Consider the following 17,268-nt stretch of genomic DNA (forward strand, 5'->3'; position numbering starts at 1 on the left):
GATGACGATTTGTGTTTGGGAAGGGAACTGAATGCGCTCGCTACTGGCATCTCTGGCCGCAATGGCGGCCATCGCCGTTTCGGCACCCGCGCTCGCCCAGGCCGCCGGCGAGGACAGTGCGGTCGTCGCGCCCAAGTGCGACCGGGCCTGCCTGCTCGGCGCGCTGGCCCGGCACATGGACGCCTTGCGCAAGGGCGACATCAGCCTCGTGCCGCTGGCGACGAATGCGAGGGTCGTGGAGAACGACGTGGCGATCCCCGCCGGCACCGGCCTGTGGCGCACGGTCACCGGAGTCGATGCGACCGGCCTCGAGGCGGCCGATCCGCTGACCGGCAACGCGGCGTGGTTCGGCTCGGTCAAGGAGAACGGCGAACCGGCGATCTATGCCGTGCGCATCCACGTCACCCCGGCCGGGCTGATCGACGAGATCGAGAGCGTCGTCCATCGCAAGACCGCCCTGCCCGCCCCGTTCGGCGACGTTACCAAGATGACGCACGACGACGAGTTCAATCAGATCCTGCGAGCCGAACAGCGCCGGCCGCGCGAGCGGATGCTGGCGATTGCCGACGGCTATTTCAGCACCGTCGAGCTCAATGACGGGCAGGTGCTGACGCATTTCTCCGACGATTGCGGCCGGCTCGAGAACGGCATCTCGACCACCGCCCCGCCTCCCGGCGGCGGGGGCGGGAACGCAGCGGCGATCATGGCGGGATGCGAGAAACAGTTCAAACTCGGCCTCTACAAGATCAACAAGCGCATTCGCCGCGACTTCTTCATCATCGACGAGGAGCGCGGGGTTGCCGTCGGGCGCGGTTTCTTCGACCACGCCAACGAGTTCGACCATTATCTTCTGACCAACGGCCGCGAGATGAAGACCGCGCTCAAGTGGCCCAACTCGATCACCCTACTCGAGGCCTTCCGCATCCGCGACGGCCAGATCGCACGGATCGAGGCGGTGTTCACTTACGTGCCCTACTTCATGCACAACCCGTTCTGGGGCGCGGATTCTTCGCCGCCCGCGTACCCTGCCCAGCCTGACGAGTGCGGCAACGCCTGTCTCGACAAGCTGGCGCGCGGCGTGATCGGGGCGATGAAGGACAACCGGTGGCGCAGCGTGAACTGGGCGCCGCAGGTCGGCTATGCCGAGAACAGCGTCGGCATCCGGGTCGGCGAAGGCATCTGGGCGACCGTCACCGCGACCGACAACCAGCCCCTCGTCATCGCCGACGAGAAAACCGGCAAGGCGGTGTGGATCGGCAAGATCGAGGAGCACGGCCAGGCCGCCTGGGGCGCCTTCACCGTCACTTCCGACGGCAACAGCGTCGGCGGGATCGACGCGCTGATCCGGCGCAAGGAATACGGCGCCCCCTATGCCGAGCCCGCCGATGGGGCGATGCCGCAGTTCGCCGTGCTCCCGGCCGCGCGCCGCACCGACCGCGAGACGATGCGCCAAGGCGCGATGGCGATGCTCGACGCAGGCGCCGCCAACCTCGCAATGGCACCCGACGTCGTCGCCGCAAACTGCGCGGCCACGGTCAACGGCCAGCCGGCCGGGCAGTGCGGCTCGGTATTCGGCAGTGGGGCCTTCGACGGGCTCGAGCGGGTCCGCGACATCGAGGTGCTGGCCGCGGACGAGGCGCGCGGGCTGATCGCCATACGCACGTTCGAGGATCGCCCGGCGATTGGCCAAGGCTACCCGCGCACCTTCCAGATCCTCGAACTGATGCGCTTCGATGCCGGCAAAGTGGTCGAAGTGCGCTCGTTCCTGTCGGAATTGCCCTACGGCATGCAGCCGCACGGCTAGGTCAGGCGAACTCTATCGTTGCTTCGCTGGTTCTGGCGCTGAGCGGCAGACGCGCGACGATGTCGCCATCGGCCTGCACCTCGACGTGCGCCGGGCCGTCGATCGCCACTTCGCGCGCACAGAAGCTGCGATTGCCGCGCCGCGCCCCCGGGTCGCGCCGCATGACCAGATCCCACAGGAAGGCGAGGTAGTCGCGCCGCCGCGCCGTCCCGAGCGTGACCACGTGGAGCATTTCGTCGGTCAACCGCGCCCCGGGCGCGAAACTGAACGGCCCGGCGAAGAAGCGTCCCTTGGCGATGTAGACCGCCTCGCACTCGGCGACCTGGCCGTTCGCCGTAACGGTCAGGCGTTCGCGCGGCCAGCGGTGCAGCACCTGCAGCATGGCGATGGCGTATGCGAAGCGGCCGAAGCGCTTCTTGAGCGCGGGAGAATAGCCGCGCACCGCCGCGCATTCCGGCCCGGCGCTGGCGCAGCACAGAAAGAGCTCGTCGCCGAGGGCAGCGGTGAAGTGCCTGCGCCGCTCGCCCTGCCCGAGGAACCGCGCTGCAAAGCGCTCGGCATGCGGATCGTACCCCGCTTCGCGCGCCAGGAGGTTGATCGTGCCGAGCGGATAATGCGCGAGCGGCGCGTGATACCCGCCCGCCAGCATGGCCCGCACGACATGGCGCACGGTGCCGTCGCCGCCGGCGACGCACAGGTGGGTCGCGCGCCGGTCGATAACGGGCGGATGAAGCGCCGAGGCTTCGCTCTCGATCACGTCGGCACCCGCTGCCGCGAAGGCGCGCGCCAGGGCAGCCACGCGGTGCGGCGCGTAAGTCCCCGAATGCGGGTTGGAGAAGAGCTGGACGACCGCGGGCATCGGCACCCCCTAGCAGCGGTTGCTTGCCGAAAGATGCACGGCGGACTGCGCTTGCTAACCACCGCTTAACCATCCCGCGCCATAACCGCCCGCGAGCAAGGGGCGAGTTGCATGGACGATCTGCTGGCAGACTTCATTGCCGAGGCGCGCGACATGATGGAAGCGCTGTCGGGCGAGATCGTCGCGTGGGAGAGCGATCCCGCCGACAAGGAACGCCTCGACGCCATCTTCCGCTTCGTCCACACCGTGAAGGGCAACTGCGGCTTCTTCGACTTTCCGCGCCTCGAAAAGCTCAGCCATGCTGCAGAGGATGCGCTGGCCGATTGCCGCGCCGGCCGCCGCAAGGCCGACCCGGCCCTGGTCTCCGCCGTGCTCGCCGTGATCGACCGCATCGCCGAGATGGTCGACGCCATCGGCGAGGGCGCCGAGTTTCCGGGCGACGACGACCAGGCGCTGATTGCCGCGCTGGCCGAAGGCGCCGACGCCGCTGCGCCCGAAACCGGTGCCGATGGCGCCGGTGCTTCGGCCAAGTCCAAGCGCCAGACCGTCGCGCCGCGCACCATCCGTCTTCCGGTCGATCTGCTCGACCGCGTCATGGGCGGGGTGTCGGACATGGCGGTGGCGCGCAACGACCTCGCTCGCCGCCTCGCCCAGGCCGAAGGCGAGACCGGCCTCGAAGCGCCGTTCAATCGCCTCTCCGCAATCCTCGTCGATCTCAGCGAGGCGATCACCCGCATCCGCATGCAGCGGATCGACACATTGTTCGCCGGATTTCCGCGCATGGTCCGCGATCTCAGCCACGAGCTCGGCAAGCAGGTCATGGTCGAGGTCGAGAGCGGCGACGTCGAAATCGACCGCGAGATGATCGAGGTGGTGCGCGACCCGATGGTCCACATCATTCGCAACGCCATCGACCACGGCATCGAGACGCCCGCAAAGCGCCTCGCCGCGGGCAAGCGCGAGATCGGCTCGCTGACCATCACTGCGCGCCAGACCGGCAGCGAAATCCGCATCGGCATCGTCGACGACGGGCAGGGCATCGACGGCGAGAAGCTGGTCGCCAAGGCGATCGCCGCCGGGCTGATAACAGCCGAGGAGGCGCACGCGCTGACCCCGCGCGAACGCAATATGCTGATCTGCCAGCCGGGGCTCTCCACCGCCAAGGAAGTCACCGCGGTTTCCGGCCGCGGCGTCGGGATGGATGTGGTGCGGGCCAATATCGAAAAGATCGGCGGTTCGCTGGTCATCGATTCCACGCCCGGTTCGGGCACGCGGATGATGCTCAACATCCCGCTGACGCTGTCGATCGTGCCTTCGCTGACCATCGGCATCGCCGGCCAGATCTTTGCGCTGCCGCGCTCCTACGTCGAGGAAATCGTCCGCAACTCCGCCGACGAGATGGACAGCAGCACGATGGGTGGGCGCAAGTTCATCACCCTGCGGGGCCAGCGGATACCCTGCGTCGGACTCGAGGACGTGCTCGGGCTCAAGTCGAGCTGCCCGGCGGAGGCTCGTCTCTACGTGCTCATCAAGCTCGTGGGGGGCGACGTGTTCGGTCTTGCGGTCGACGCCATCCACAACCACGAGGAGCTGGTGGTCAAGCCGATCGCCCCGGTGCTGATGGCCTGCGGCCTCTACGTCGGCACGACCCAGCTCGACGACGGCAGTCCGGTGCCGATGCTCGACATCGCTGGGGTCGCGCGCAGCGCGGGCATGATCAGCGAAGTCAAGGACCGCACGATCCGCACCGCCGGCCGCGAGGTCCGCGAGGAAGAGAAGGTTCTCCAGCCTGCGCTGCTGTTCGTCGGTTTCGATGGCGGCGAGCGCGCGATCGACATGGATTCGGTGCGCCGCATCGAGAAGCTCCCCGTCTCCTCCGTTCGGCGCGGGAATGACGGAACGGCGCAGATCGTCATCGACGGCAAAATCGTGCCGCTTCTCGGCGTCGCCGGGGACCTGCCCGAGGACACCGTGGCCATGTTCCGCATCGGCTCCGACGACCGCGAGATTGCCTATGCCTACGAGCGCATGATCGACCTGGTGGAATACGATCCGGACACGGTCGGCAGGCCCGACCGGCGCACCGGCAGCCGTCTCGCCCTGGTCGATGGCCGCCCGGTCGACCTGCTCGACGAGGCACGCCTGCTGGCCGACCCGGCGAGCTTCGTGACCGAAGGAGTCTGACCGATGGACCGTTCGCTCCTGCTGGTCCGCATCGCGGGCGAGATGGCCGCTCTCGAATCCGACCGAATCCAGTCGGTGGTCGAACTCGACAGCATCACCCCGGTGCCGCGATCGCCAGCGCATATCGTCGGTCTCGCCGCGCTGCGCAGCAAGGCGATGACCGTCATCGACTGCCGCTGTTCGCTCGAATTGCCGGAAGGCGATGAGGCCCAGGAGGAAGACGGCCTGGTTCTGGCCGTCGTCGTGGAGCTCGACGAACACCTTTATGCGCTGGTCGTCGACCGGGTCGAGGAAGTTGTCGCGCTCGAAGGCGAACCGGCCCCGCTCCGGGCCGATCTCCTGCCTGGCTGGTCCCGCGCGACTCTGGGCATGGTCGAGACCAGCGCCGGGCCCGCCCTGTTGCTCGATCCGGCACAGCTCGTCGCAGGTTCGGCCGCGCTGGAGGCGGCGTAAGCCAATATTTACCTCGTCGCGGTAGGCCGGTGTTCAAGAACAGAAGGTCTGAAGAAATGAAGAACTGCCTGATCGTCGATGATTCGCGGGTAATCCGCAAGGTGTCGCGCCACATCGTGGAGACGCTCGGCTTCGCCGTCGACGAGGCCGCCGACGGGCAGGAGGCTTTGGCCAAGTGCGACGTGAAGATGCCCGACGTGATCCTGCTCGACTGGAACATGCCGGTGATGAGCGGAATCGAATTCCTTTCGCGCCTGCGCGAACGCCCCGACGGCAAGACCCCCAAAGTCGTGTTCTGCACGACCGAGAACGATGTCGCGCATATCCGCGAAGCGATCGACGCCGGGGCCGACGAATACGTCATGAAGCCGTTCGATCACGATACGCTGCAGATCAAGCTGCAGCTGGTCGGCGCCGCCTGAGGCGGGCCTCGTGGGTATCGCGACGAACATAGGCCGGCCTGACGAGGGACCGGGTCTCGGACGTGGACGCGGCATTCGCGTTCTGGTGGTCGACGACTCGCTGATCGTGCGCTCGGCATTTTCACGGCTCGTCGAGCAGACGCAGGGTCTCGTGCTCGCCGGCGCGGTATCGACCGCGGAAGATGCGCTGCAGTTGCTCGCGAGCGAGCATGTCAACGTCATCCTGCTCGATCTCGAAATGCCCGGCATGGGAGGCCTGGGCGCCCTGCCCAAGATGATCCAGCGCGCCAGCGAAGCGAAAATCCTCGTCGTCTCGAGCCACGCCAAGGACGGAGCGGAAGCGACGGTCGAGGCGCTCAGCCTGGGTGCCGCAGACACTCTACAGAAACCGTCGAGCGGCGGGTTCGACCAGGCTTACCGCGAGGTCCTCGTCGGCAAGATTCTGGCGCTCGGCCGCAAGCCGCTACGCCGCGCGGCCACTGCAGCCACGACGCCGGAGACGCCCGTACCCGCGTTGCGCCCGGCCTCGCGCCAGCGTGCGCGGGTGCTCGCAATCGGCGCCTCGACCGGCGGCATTCACGCGCTCGGCCAGTTGTTCGGCGTGCTGCCGCGCGATCTCGGAATCCCGATACTCGTCACGCAGCACTTGCCGCACTCGTTCAACGAGGCTTTTCGCAACCAGTTGCAGGACGTCTCCGGATTGCCGGCGGTCGCCGCCGAGGACGGCCAGCCGCTGCTGCCGGGGCGCATCGCAGTAGCCCCCGGCGATGCCCATATGGTGGTGGTCGAAAGCGGTTCCGGACATGCCATCAAGCTCGACCGGCGGCCGGTGCCGAGCGGCTGCATGCCCTCGCTCGACCCGATGTTCGCCTCGCTCGCACTGACCCACGGTCCCGCGGCGCTGGGCGTGGTGCTGACGGGCATGGGCCGCGACGGCACCGACGGTGCGTTCGAGCTCGTCGAAGCGGGCGGAACGCTGCTGGTGCAGAACGAAGCCAGCTCGGCGGTGTGGGGGATGCCCGGTTCGATCGCCCGCGCCGGCCTTGCCGCGGCCATCCTCCATCCTTTCGACCTGGCCGCGCGCATCGCCGCGGCGGCGGGCGTGCAAACCGCATGATGGATCCCGATGACCTGGCCATCGGCATCATCGCCGGTCTGCTCGAGGCACGCACCGGTCAGCGTCTGACCGACGACCGCCGCTGGCGCATCGCCCCGGCGCTTTCCGGCCTGTTCCGCGAGCGCGGGATCGCGAGCAACCAGGACCTCGTCGTGCTGCTCACCCAGCCGGACGAAAGCTCGCTGGCGCAGGATGTGGTCGAAGCCCTGCTCAACAACGAAACCTACTTCTTTCGCGACCGCTCGGTGTTCGACTACATCGGCGAGACGCTCTTGCCGCGCTTGGCGAGCGAGCGCGCCAAGAGCAAGAAACTGACCATCTGGTCGGTTGGCTGCTCGAGCGGGCAGGAAACGCTTTCGCTGGCGATGATGTTCGCCGAACAGGGCAAGCGCTGGGACGGCTGGGAAATCGAGATTCTCGGTACCGACGTCTCGTCCAGCGTGCTCGAATTTGCCCGCGCCGCGACGTATTCCAATTTCCAGATCCAGCGCGGGCTCGGGGTGGCACAGATGTTGGCCTACTTTACCGAGACCGAGGACGGCTGGAAGGCGCAGTACCGCCTGCGCGACCGAGTCCGCTATGAGGTGCACAACCTGCTCCACCCGGCGCCCTTCCCCGGCCGGTTCGATCTCATCCTGTGCCGCAACGTCCTGCTCTACTTCGACAAACCGGTGCGTGAGCGCGCCTTCGCCCGACTTTCCGAAGCGCTCGCCGACGGAGGGCGGCTGGTGCTCGGCGGCGGCGAAACCGTGCTCGGCCGAAGCGGCTGGTTCGTGCCCGACGTGGAGCGCCAGGCGGTCTACAAGCACGGTCCGCTGGCCGGTCAGGGCTCGCCGCACGCCAGTGCCGCGTAAGACATAGTAAATGTTTGGTTTAACCTTCGGTAACCCTTTCCGCGTATCCGTGGAGCCAGGGGGGACTGGGGTGCAACTTGCCATGACCAAGCACGATTTGTCGCTGCGCTGGCTGGTTATCGGCTCGGCGGTGATGCTGAGCGCGATCGTCGCCGCGCTGATCGGCTATCTCGGGCGATATGGCGCTTTCGCCACGCCTGAATCGGTGCGCGCGCTGACCATTGCCTCGATTACCTACTGCGTTGCCGCCGCGCTGCTGGTGCGGATCGGGCTTGCAGGGATTTCCGAACTCGAACGGCTCGGCTTGACCGACAGCCTGAGCGGCGTCCCCAACCGGCGCGCGCTGCACCTCGACGTGGCGCGGAATGCCGGCGAGGAAGACGAAGTCGCCCTCGCACTGGTCGATCTCGACGGCTTCAAGGCGATCAACGACCAGTACGGCCATTTCGTCGGCGATACGCTGATCAAGCGCTGCTCGGAGCTTCTGCGCGAGATGTGCGGGGGCGAGGGACGCACCTATCGTCTCGGCGGCGACGAGTTTGCCGTCGTGGTGATCGGCCCGATTGCCGGCAACATTCTCGAGAGCACCTGCCGGCGCCTGCTGCAGCGGCTCGCTCAGCCGGTCGAGATCGACGATCGCAAGATCACCATCGGCGCGAGCATCGGCATGGCCCGCCGCTCCGGCGACGAAGGGATCACCTCATCCGAACTGCTGCGCCGCGCCGACGTCGCCATGTATGCCTCCAAGAGCGGCGGCAAGATGCGCTGCACCTGGTTCATCGAAGACTTCGATCGCTCGCGCGAGGAGGTCCGCAAGATCGAGGAAGACCTTCGGCGGGCGCTCGGCCGGCAGGAATTCCACATGGTCTATCAGCCGCTGGTCGATGCCACGGACGGCTCGATCGTCGCAGTCGAAGCCTTGCTGCGCTGGGATCGCGGATCGCGCGAACCGCTCGGCCCGAACATCTTCATCCCGATCGCCGAGGAAACCGGACTGATCAATCAGATCGGCCGCTGGGTGCTACGCCAGGCCTGCAAGGACGCGATGGCCTGGGACCTGATCAAGCTTTCGGTCAACGTCTCGCCGGCGCAGCTGCGCAATCCGGAGTTCCCGGTGCAGCTCGGCCAGATCCTCGAGGAAACCGGCTTTCCGCCCGAGCGGCTCGAGCTGGAAATCACCGAGACCTATCTCGTCGGCGACCCCCATGTCGCCGGCCGGGCGCTCGACATGATCCGCGGCTTCGGGGTCGGGGTCGCGCTCGACGATTTCGGTACGGGCTATGCCTCGATCGGCTTCCTGCGCAAGTTCCGCTTCGAAAAACTCAAGCTCGACCGCTCGCTGATCGTCGGCGCGGCGGACGACGATTCGAGCCGGGCGATGATGATTTCCTCGATCGCCGTAGCCCGGGCCATGAACATGGGCGTGACCGCCGAAGGCGTCGAAACCGACGCCCAGGCCACGCTCGCCCGCGCCGCCGGCTGCGACCAGATGCAAGGCTGGCTCTATTACAAGGCCGTGTCGGCAGACGAAGTCACACGCCTCCTCAACCTGGCTCATGCCGTCGGAGATGAACGCCATGGATATGTCGCAAACGCCTGAAATCCCCGTGCTGGACGAACTCGAACGCGACCGCGCCGAGCGGCGCGCCGCCGGACCGGCGGAGCACAAGCGCAGCCTGTTCGGCACCGCATCGATCGGCCAACGGACGCGCACCGTGCTCGCGGCCATGACCGTGCTCGCCGGCGGCAACGCCGCGCTGGCCCTGGCCGTATGGCTCGGCGCCGAGGGCGTACCCGGCTGGATATTCTCCATGCTCAGCGTGCTCACCTCCGGCATCGCCGCCACCGCCTATTTCACGCAGCGGCTGGTCAACGAGGACGTCGTACGGCCGCTGGTCAGCGCCAAGCGCAGCGCCGTCGCGCTTGCCGAAGGTCGCCACGACGTGGACATCGAAAACGTCCACCGCGACGACGAAATCGGCGATCTCGCCCGCGCCCTCGCGACGATCAAGAAAGCCGCCTTCAAGTTTCAGAAGCTGCGCGTGGAAAACGACGCCGAGCGAGCCAAGCACAGCGAAGCGCTCCGCGAACTGACCGACAAGTTCGACAAGACCGTCGGCGAGATCGTCGGCAGCGTGGCTTCGGCCTCGAGCGAACTTCAGGCCACCGCAACGGCCATGGCCGCCTGCGCCGAACAGTCGTCCAACCAGTCGGCCAAGGTCAGCCAGTCGCTGACCGAGGCGACCGCCGGGGTGACCGCGGCGGCCGCGGCGAGCGACGAGTTCGCCATGTCGATCGGTGAGATCAGCCGCCAGGCCTCCACCAGCGCCGAGCTGGCCCGCAAGGCCAGCACCGCGGCAGTCGATGCCGACAAGACCATCTCTGCGCTGACCGAAAGCGCGGCCGAGGTCGGCCAGATCGTCGAGCTCATCTCGACCATCGCCCAGCGCACCAACCTCCTGGCGCTCAACGCCTCGATCGAAGCCGCACGCGGCGGCGAAGCGGGCCGCGGGTTCGCGGTCGTCGCGTCCGAGGTCAAGGAGCTGGCGACGCGCACCGGCAAGGCAACCGAGCAGGTCGCGGCGCAGATCCGCGCCATCCAGGACACCACCGGTGCCAGCGTCACAGCGCTGCGCGATATCGCCGGGCAGATCAAGCAGCTCGAGACCACCGCCGTCTCGATCGCCGCGGCGGTCGACCAGCAGTCCGTCGCCGGGCAGGACCTCGCCCGCTCGATCGACCTCGCCGCGCGCGGGGCGGAAGACGTCACCGGCAATATCGAACAGGTCCGCGAAACCTCGCTCGCCACCGGCAGCGCGGCGAGCCAGGTGCTATCGAGCTCGACCGAGCTCGAGAAGCAGGCGACCTTCCTCAAGGGCCAGGCCGCCGAATTCATCAAGCACGTCCGCGAGGTCTGAGCGGAGACGGACAACCGCGAAGGGCATGATCGACTTCTTTACGTCCGCAATTGGGGGCGTCTGCGCCTGGCCCTTGGGACGTGAAGCGGACAGGCCGCTTCCGCTCTACCACCCGTCCCTGGTCTGCTCGTCGAACGGCCGGGTGTCCGCCGGCTCGCTCTTGTACGGGGGGCGCATGGGTAGTGTGCGCTCGCCCTTCCACGGAATCTGGTCGACCGCGGTCCAGGCGTTGACCTTGAGCTTGTAGAACACCCAGCGCCCGTCTTCCTTGATCAGCCGGTCGTCGCGGGTGCCGATGCCGAACACGAAGTTGGTGTTGTAGTCGGCGTTCCACTGGATGATCTGGAAGAAGCAGCGCACCCGCGCGCCCTGCTCCATCGGGTCCATGATGAAGTGGCTCATCAGGTGCTGGCGGCCGTACCACCAGTGCTGCCGGTCGTACCACAAGCTGCGCAGGTTCTTGCGGATCGCCTCGTGGCCCTTGACCTTGCCCTGCCACAGGTGATCGAACTCGGCCTCGCGGGCGAAGGTGGCGATGGCCTGTTCCTCGTCGGCCAGGTCGATGCCCCAGGCATAGCGGGCGAACAGTTCCTCGATCTCGCCCCGATCCTGCGCGGGCATGACTTTCGGCACACCATCGGGCCACGGATTTTCCGCCATTTTTGATCCTCCCCAATGCGCTCTTGCCAAGCGCCCCTATCCAAGCTTCAATTTGCTTAAAGCAAAAGGAACGAGAGAATGCCCGAGATTTTTCATCCTTACGCGAGCTTCGGTCATCAAAAGCGCATGCCGATGCGCTTCGAGGCCGATGTCTTCGAGTGCGAGGTCGAGGGCGAAATTCCCCCCGAGCTCGAAGGAGCCTATTATCGCACCGGGGCAGACAGGCAGTATCCCAGCCTCGAGGACGACATCATCCTGGGCGGCGACGGGATGTTCTCGATGTTCAAGTTCGAGAACGGCCACGTCAGCTTCCGCAGTCGCTACGTCCAGACCGAGCGGCTCAAGGCCGAGCGGGAGGCGCGGCGGCGGCTCTATGGCCACTACCGCAACAAGTACACCGACGACGAGAGCGTCTCCAACCTGCCGCAGCGCGACAACACCGGCAACACCAACGCCTTCGCCCACGGCGGCAATGTCTATGCCCTGCGCGAGGATTCGCGGCCCTATCGGCTCGATCCCGAGACGCTCGACACGCTGCCGATTCCGGCGTTCGAGGGGCTGAGGTCGACCGCCCTGACCGCGCACCCCAAGATCGATCCGGAAACCGGCGAATGGTGGTCCTACGGCGTGTTCGCGGGCGGCGAGCCGACGACCGATGCCAGCCTCCACGTGTTCGACAAGCACGGCAAGCTGATCCGCGAGGAGTGGTTCCACACCCCCTACCCCGGCCTCAGCCACGACTGGGCAGTCACACGAGAGCACATCGTGTTCCCGATCATGCCGCTGGTGGCCGACGAGAAGCGGCTGCGCGCGGGCGACCAATACTACCAGTACGATCCCGACCTGCCGACCAAGTGGGGCATCATGCCGCGGGGCGGAACCGTGGAAGACCTGCGCTGGTTCGACATCCCCGGCATCGTGCTCGGCCACATCATGAACGCCTATACCGATGGCGATAAGGTCATCGTCGACACGCCGGTGAGCCCGGGCAACTGCTTCTGCTTCTTCCGCGACAAGCACGGCAACCTGCCAAGCATGGCCGAGACGGTGACGCAGCTCACCCGCATCACCTTCGACCTGTCGCAGGACGCGGCGGACGCGGTGACGATGGAGCCGGTCCAGGGCGCCTATGGCGACATGCCCAAGATCGACGACCGATATGCGATGCAAAAGTACCGCTTCGGCTACATGGCCTTTCGCGATCCGCCGCGCATGGGCGTGGCGCAGATCGACTGGGACACCGGCGAAATGCGCTATCACGACCTCGAGGCGGCGGCCGCCCAGGAACCGGTGTTCGTGCCCAAGTCGGCCGATTCGCCCGAGGGCGACGGCTATATCCTCACCGCGGTGGACCGCTTCGCCGAGAAACGCACCGACCTGCTGATCCTCGACGGCAACGACGTGAGCCGCCCGGCGATCGCCACGATCAAGTTGCCCTTCGCCCTGCCGATGAGCTTCCACGGCTCGTGGGTGCCGGCACGGGAGACCGCCGCATGATCGATCTCGCCAAGGCGCGCACGAGGCTCGAGGCGCAGCTCGCCGAACTGGAGGAGCGGCTCGGCAACATTGAGCGCGACCTCGACGAGCCGCACGACACCGACAGCTCGGAACGCGCGGTACAGATGGAGGACGACGAAGCGCTCGAGGCACAGGCCGCGCTGGTGACGAGCGAAATCGCCTCGACCCGCCGCGCCCTGGTACGGGTCGCGGACGGCACCTACGGCGAGTGCATGAACTGCGGTGCGGACATCTCGGAGAACCGGCTCGATGCCCGTCCCGAATCCGCGCTATGCATTACCTGCGCCAGCGCCAAAGGTTAGCAAACCAAGAGACGGCCGGTCTCGTCGCTTGCCATACGGGTCTTGATGCCATATTTCGATAATTATCGAATCATTGGAGCATGCAATGCAGGCCCACCGCGTCATACGCGCCCTTGCTGCGCTTGCGCAGGAGCACCGTCTAGCCGCTTTCCGGCTGCTGGTGCAGGCGGGCGAACCAGGCGTGGCGGCTGGAACTCTCGCCGACAAACTCGACATTCCGCCGTCCTCGATGAGTTTTCACCTGGCCCAGCTCGCCAACGCCGGTCTGGTCACGCAGCGGCGCGAAAGCCGCTCGATCATCTATTCGGCGGACTATGCCGTAATGAACGATCTGATGGGTTACCTGACCGAAAACTGCTGTGGCGGGATTTCCTGCACTGCGGATTTCGGCTGCCAACCCCACCCTGGCAGAAAGAGCGCCTGATGAACTGGTTCGCCATACATGGCGGGCGCATCGCTCCGCAGTACGCGCCGGCCAAACCCTTCAGCCGCTGAGCTGCTCGATGTCGGACAATCCGCTCAATGTGCTGTTCCTGTGCACGGGAAATTCGGCTCGCTCGATCCTGGCCGAGGCGATCCTCACCCACGAGGGGCAGGGTCGCTTCAGGGCCTACAGCGCCGGAAGCAATCCGACCGGCGACGTCAATCCCTGGGCGATTCGGACGCTCAAGACCTTGGGCTACCCGGACGAGGGCTATCATTCCAAGAGCTGGAGCGAATTCGCTGACGGACCTCAATTCGACCTGATCTTTACCGTGTGCGACGGCGCGGCGGCGGAAAGCTGCCCGGTCTGGCCCGGGCGCCCGACCAGCGCGCATTGGGGCATTCCCGATCCCGCTGCGGTGAAAGGCAGCGACGCGCAAAAGGCAGCAGCCTTTCTCGACGCCTTCCGCATGCTCAAGCGCCGGATCGACCTCATGCTGGCGTTGCCGATTGGCAGCCTCGAGCAAGTCGCCTTGCGCGAAAAGCTGCAGGCCATTGGCCGGGAGGCCGACCGGCCATGAACGCGACGAGTGCCGACATCGACGCTCGCGCGGCAGGCCTCGGCCTGTTCGAGAAATGGCTCTCGGTTTGGGTCGGCGCGGCGATCCTGACCGGAATCGCGCTCGGCAACCTCGTACCGGGCACTTTTGCCGCGTTGGCATCGATCGAATATGCCTCCGTCAACCTCGTCGTCGCGGTGCTGATCTGGGCGATGATCTTCCCGATGATGGTTGCGGTGGATTTCGGTGCGGTGCGCCGTGTCGGCGACAGGCCCAAGGGGCTGGTCGTCACACTGGTGGTCAACTGGCTCATCAAGCCGTTCACGATGGCCGCGCTGGGCGTGCTGTTCTTCGAGGTCGTGTTCGCACATCTGATCGCGCCGGCCGATGCGCAACAATACATCGCTGGCCTGATCCTGCTCGGGGCAGCACCCTGCACAGCGATGGTGTTCGTGTGGTCGCAACTGACCAAGGGCGATCCCGCCTACACCCTCGTCCAGGTCGCGGTGAACGATCTCATCATGATCGTCGCCTTCGCGCCGATCGTCGCCTTGCTTCTCGGCGTCACGGACATCACCGTCCCTTGGGCGACGCTCCTGCTTTCGGTCGTTCTCTACGTCGTCGTTCCGCTCGCCGCCGGGGCGTTCATGCGCCGTCGGCTGCTGGCGACTCACAATGGCGATGACGCTGCCGTTGCGGGCTTCACCGGACGCACGAAACCGCTCTCCATCGTCGGTTTGCTGCTGACAGTGCTCCTGCTGTTCGGCTTCCAGGCGGAGACTATCGTGGCCCGGCCGGCCCTGATCGCGCTCATCGCGGCACCGATCGTCGTCCAGAGCTACGGCATCTTTTTCATCGCTTATGGCTGGGCCAAGCTCTGGAGAGTGCCGCACACCGTCGCGGCGCCCTGCGCGCTCATCGGCACGTCGAATTTCTTCGAGCTGGCCGTGGCGGTGGCGATCGGGCTTTTCGGACTCGGCAGCGGCGCAGCCCTGGCCACGGTCGTCGGTGTACTGGTCGAGGTGCCGGTCATGCTGTCGCTCGTCGCCATCGCCAACCGGACGCGTAGCGCCTTCCCGGCGGCCTGACGCGCTCCTCAGCCGGTCACCCGGCCCACGAAGTCGATCAGCAGGTTCTCGGTGTCCTTGACCTCGGAGCCGATACTCTGCGCCGGGCTGAGGTGGTTGTGGCCCATCAGCAGGTGCATTGCCGGGTAGGCCTTCTTCGCCTCCCCCCAGACGCCGACCAGGCGTGCGGCCTCGACCTGAAAGCTTTCGGGATCGAACTCGCTGACGGTAAAGCACAGCGGGATCTCGGTGGCGAGCAGGCCCGGGACGCAGTTGGCTTCCGGATACTTGCTCTCGTCGGTGCCGTAGTAGGCGCGGTGCATGTCGTTGGGCGTGGTGGCGACGGTGTCGTAGATGCCGCTCATCATCACCGCACCGGCAATGCCGCCGCCGGGGGCCGCGTGGTGCTCGGGGAAGGCGACATAGCTCGCCACGTGGACCGCGCCGGCGCTCTGGCCGGAGAGGACGATCTTGTCCGGATCGCCGCCGTAGCGGGCGACGTTCTCGCGCAGCCACTTGACCAGCAGGCCGAGGTCCTCCGGTCCGCTCGGCCACATGTTGTCGGGCGCAAGGCGATAGGTAACCGCAACGCCGATCCAGCCCTGGCGCGCGGCGAAATCGCCGATGTTGCGGTAAAACGGCCCAGTCTCGCTGCGCTTGTCGCCCATCACGAAACCGCCGCCGTGGACGAAGACGAAGACCGGCGCGCCGCTCGTGCCCTCGCGGCGGAACAGGTCGAGCCGGTTGCGCGGGTCGGGTCCGTAGACGAGGTCGATTTCCTCGATCGTGCCTTCGTCGATACCGCCGTGCATCTCGGCGAAGCGCGACGAGGTCCCCCCGATCAGCGCCGGGCTGAGCTCGCGGCCGAGCGATTCGAGCAGGTCGCGCAAGTTGACGGTCATTCGGTATCTCCAATGAGCAGGACGGGCTTGATCGCCTTGCCGCTCTCGGCATCGGCGAAGGCGCGGTCGATTTCGGCAAAGGGGTAGAAGGTCAGCAGGCGGTCGAAGGGAAAGCGCCCCTGGCGCCAGTATTCGGCCAACTGGGGCAGGAACAGGCCCGGATTCGCATCGCCGCCGAGGATGCCGCGCAGCTGCCGCCCGCCGGCGAGCATGGCGAACATCTTCGGCGCCCAGTCGCCCCGAGGCGCGGCGACGAAGCCGGCGGTGCCGTTCATCGCGAGCGCTTCGAGCGCCCAGGTGTGGACCTCGGGGGCGGTCGTGGTGTTGAAGGTGAAGCGCACGCCGCGCCCGGTGACGGCGCGGATTTTCTCGACCACGCCCTCTTCGTCCGCCGCGATGCAGTCGGTCGCGCCGAGCTCGCGCGCCAGCTCGAGCCGTTCGTTGTTCAAGTCGATCGCGACGATTCGCTTCGCGCCGACCAGCTTTGCCGCCATGACGGCAGAGAGGCCCACGCCGCCGACACCGAAGATCGCGATGGTATCGCCGAACCCGACCTGGAGCGCCTCGATCACCGCGCCCGCGCCGGTGACGACGCCGCAGCCGAGCGGCCCGAGCTTCTCGAGCGGCAAATCCCTGTCCATCTTCACCGCGGTGCGCTGCGGTACGAGGCATTGGGTGGCGAAGCTCGACTGGCCGAAGAAATGCGAGTGGACCTTTCCGCCGTCCAGCGAAGTCGAGCCGTCGAGCCGCTGGCCGCCGAAGCACAGCGGCATGGCCAGGTCGCAATAGGTCGGGCGGTTGGCAAGGCAGCTGGGGCATTCGCCGCAGGAGTTGCCGGAGAGGATGACATGATCGCCGATCGCGAAGCCGCTCACCCCCTCGCCCAGCTCCTCGACCACCCCTGCCCCTTCGTGGCCGAGCACGATCGGGTGCGGCGCATGGCGGCCGGGGTGTTCGTGCAGGTCGGTGTGGCAGATCCCGGTGGCGACCAAGCGGATGCGCATTTCGCCCGCCCGCGGGGCTTCGAGCTCCAGCTCCTCGAGCGAGGGCGCATGGCTCTTCGGATTGCGGCTGACAGCGGCGGTGATCTTCACGATCCAATCCTCCCATTCTCGTCATGCTGAACTTGTTTCAGCATCCATTTCGCCTCCCGGCGAGGTTCCGGTGGTGAGGCGCGATGGACCCTGAAACGAGTTCAGGGTGACGGATAAAGGCGGGGAAACGG

Annotated in this window: 17 protein-coding genes; 13 read left to right on the top strand and 4 right to left on the bottom strand. The window is 66.7% G+C overall.

The annotated features are described in order from the left end of the window. Positions 1–31: 31 nt before the first annotated feature. Entirely contained in the window at positions 32–1,804 is a 1,773-nt protein-coding gene (locus Q7I88_RS15620; RefSeq protein WP_305096828.1) for a DUF8021 domain-containing protein, read from the top strand. Position 1,805: 1 nt separating this feature from the next. Here the strand turns inward: Q7I88_RS15620 and Q7I88_RS15625 are convergent, their stop codons facing one another. Continuing rightward, a complete protein-coding gene (locus Q7I88_RS15625) occupies positions 1,806–2,663 on the bottom strand; it encodes a diacylglycerol/lipid kinase family protein (RefSeq protein ID WP_305096829.1) in 858 nt (285 codons plus the stop codon). A 111-nt stretch (positions 2,664–2,774) separates the two neighbouring features. Between Q7I88_RS15625 and Q7I88_RS15630 the strand changes: the two genes are divergently transcribed. From Q7I88_RS15630 to Q7I88_RS15660, 7 genes are all read left to right on the top strand, one after another. After that, the gene (locus Q7I88_RS15630; RefSeq protein ID WP_305096830.1) at positions 2,775–4,847 is read left to right on the top strand and encodes a chemotaxis protein CheA; all 2,073 of its coding nucleotides are present in this window, start codon (positions 2,775–2,777) and stop codon (positions 4,845–4,847) included. A gap of 3 nt (positions 4,848–4,850) precedes the next feature. Next, a complete protein-coding gene (locus tag Q7I88_RS15635; protein WP_305096831.1) occupies positions 4,851–5,300 on the top strand; it encodes a chemotaxis protein CheW in 450 nt (149 codons plus the stop codon). 56 nt (positions 5,301–5,356) lie between these two features. Beyond that, entirely contained in the window at positions 5,357–5,722 is a 366-nt protein-coding gene (locus Q7I88_RS15640; protein WP_305096832.1) for a response regulator, read from the top strand. A 10-nt stretch (positions 5,723–5,732) separates the two neighbouring features. Next, a complete protein-coding gene (gene cheB / locus Q7I88_RS15645; RefSeq protein ID WP_305096833.1) occupies positions 5,733–6,839 on the top strand; it encodes a chemotaxis-specific protein-glutamate methyltransferase CheB in 1,107 nt (368 codons plus the stop codon). Next, on the top strand, positions 6,836–7,693 hold the full coding sequence (locus tag Q7I88_RS15650; protein ID WP_305096834.1) for a CheR family methyltransferase: 858 nt from the start codon (positions 6,836–6,838) through the stop codon (positions 7,691–7,693). The genes cheB and Q7I88_RS15650 overlap by 4 nt, the downstream gene beginning before the upstream one ends. An 82-nt stretch (positions 7,694–7,775) precedes the next feature. Beyond that, the gene (locus tag Q7I88_RS15655; protein WP_305096835.1) at positions 7,776–9,293 is read left to right on the top strand and encodes a putative bifunctional diguanylate cyclase/phosphodiesterase; all 1,518 of its coding nucleotides are present in this window, start codon (positions 7,776–7,778) and stop codon (positions 9,291–9,293) included. Then, entirely contained in the window at positions 9,271–10,611 is a 1,341-nt protein-coding gene (locus Q7I88_RS15660; protein WP_305096836.1) for a methyl-accepting chemotaxis protein, read from the top strand. The genes Q7I88_RS15655 and Q7I88_RS15660 overlap by 23 nt, the downstream gene beginning before the upstream one ends. 105 nt (positions 10,612–10,716) lie before the next feature. Here Q7I88_RS15660 and Q7I88_RS15665 read toward each other — a convergent pair whose 3' ends face one another. After that, positions 10,717–11,271: a nuclear transport factor 2 family protein gene (locus Q7I88_RS15665; RefSeq protein ID WP_305096837.1), complete on the bottom strand. Its 555-nt coding sequence runs from the start codon at positions 11,269–11,271 to the stop codon at positions 10,717–10,719. 78 nt (positions 11,272–11,349) lie between these two features. Here Q7I88_RS15665 and Q7I88_RS15670 point away from each other — a divergent pair, with 78 nt between their 5' ends. From Q7I88_RS15670 to arsB, 5 genes are all read left to right on the top strand, one after another. Next, a complete protein-coding gene (locus tag Q7I88_RS15670) occupies positions 11,350–12,768 on the top strand; it encodes a carotenoid oxygenase family protein (RefSeq protein ID WP_305096838.1) in 1,419 nt (472 codons plus the stop codon). Next, positions 12,765–13,091: a TraR/DksA family transcriptional regulator gene (locus tag Q7I88_RS15675; RefSeq protein ID WP_305096839.1), complete on the top strand. Its 327-nt coding sequence runs from the start codon at positions 12,765–12,767 to the stop codon at positions 13,089–13,091. The genes Q7I88_RS15670 and Q7I88_RS15675 overlap by 4 nt, the downstream gene beginning before the upstream one ends. Before the next feature lie 85 nt (positions 13,092–13,176). Continuing rightward, entirely contained in the window at positions 13,177–13,515 is a 339-nt protein-coding gene (locus tag Q7I88_RS15680) for an ArsR/SmtB family transcription factor (protein ID WP_305096840.1), read from the top strand. Positions 13,516–13,594: 79 nt separating this feature from the next. Then, positions 13,595–14,095: an arsenate reductase ArsC gene (locus tag Q7I88_RS15685; protein ID WP_305096841.1), complete on the top strand. Its 501-nt coding sequence runs from the start codon at positions 13,595–13,597 to the stop codon at positions 14,093–14,095. After that, complete coding sequence (gene arsB, locus Q7I88_RS15690) at positions 14,092–15,162, top strand: ACR3 family arsenite efflux transporter (RefSeq protein ID WP_305096842.1); 1,071 nt, start codon at positions 14,092–14,094, stop codon at positions 15,160–15,162. The genes Q7I88_RS15685 and arsB overlap by 4 nt, the downstream gene beginning before the upstream one ends. An 8-nt stretch (positions 15,163–15,170) precedes the next feature. Here arsB and Q7I88_RS15695 read toward each other — a convergent pair whose 3' ends face one another. Further along, positions 15,171–16,043 (bottom strand): alpha/beta hydrolase, encoded by an 873-nt coding sequence (locus tag Q7I88_RS15695; protein WP_305096843.1) that lies wholly within the window; start codon positions 16,041–16,043, stop codon positions 15,171–15,173. Then, positions 16,040–17,137, bottom strand: coding sequence for an NAD(P)-dependent alcohol dehydrogenase (locus Q7I88_RS15700; RefSeq protein ID WP_305096844.1), 1,098 nt, complete (start codon positions 17,135–17,137; stop codon positions 16,040–16,042). The genes Q7I88_RS15695 and Q7I88_RS15700 overlap by 4 nt, the downstream gene beginning before the upstream one ends. Positions 17,138–17,268 lie beyond the last annotated feature (131 nt).

The organism is Croceibacterium aestuarii, assembly GCF_030657335.1.
Lineage (GTDB): Bacteria > Pseudomonadota > Alphaproteobacteria > Sphingomonadales > Sphingomonadaceae > Croceibacterium_B > Croceibacterium_B aestuarii.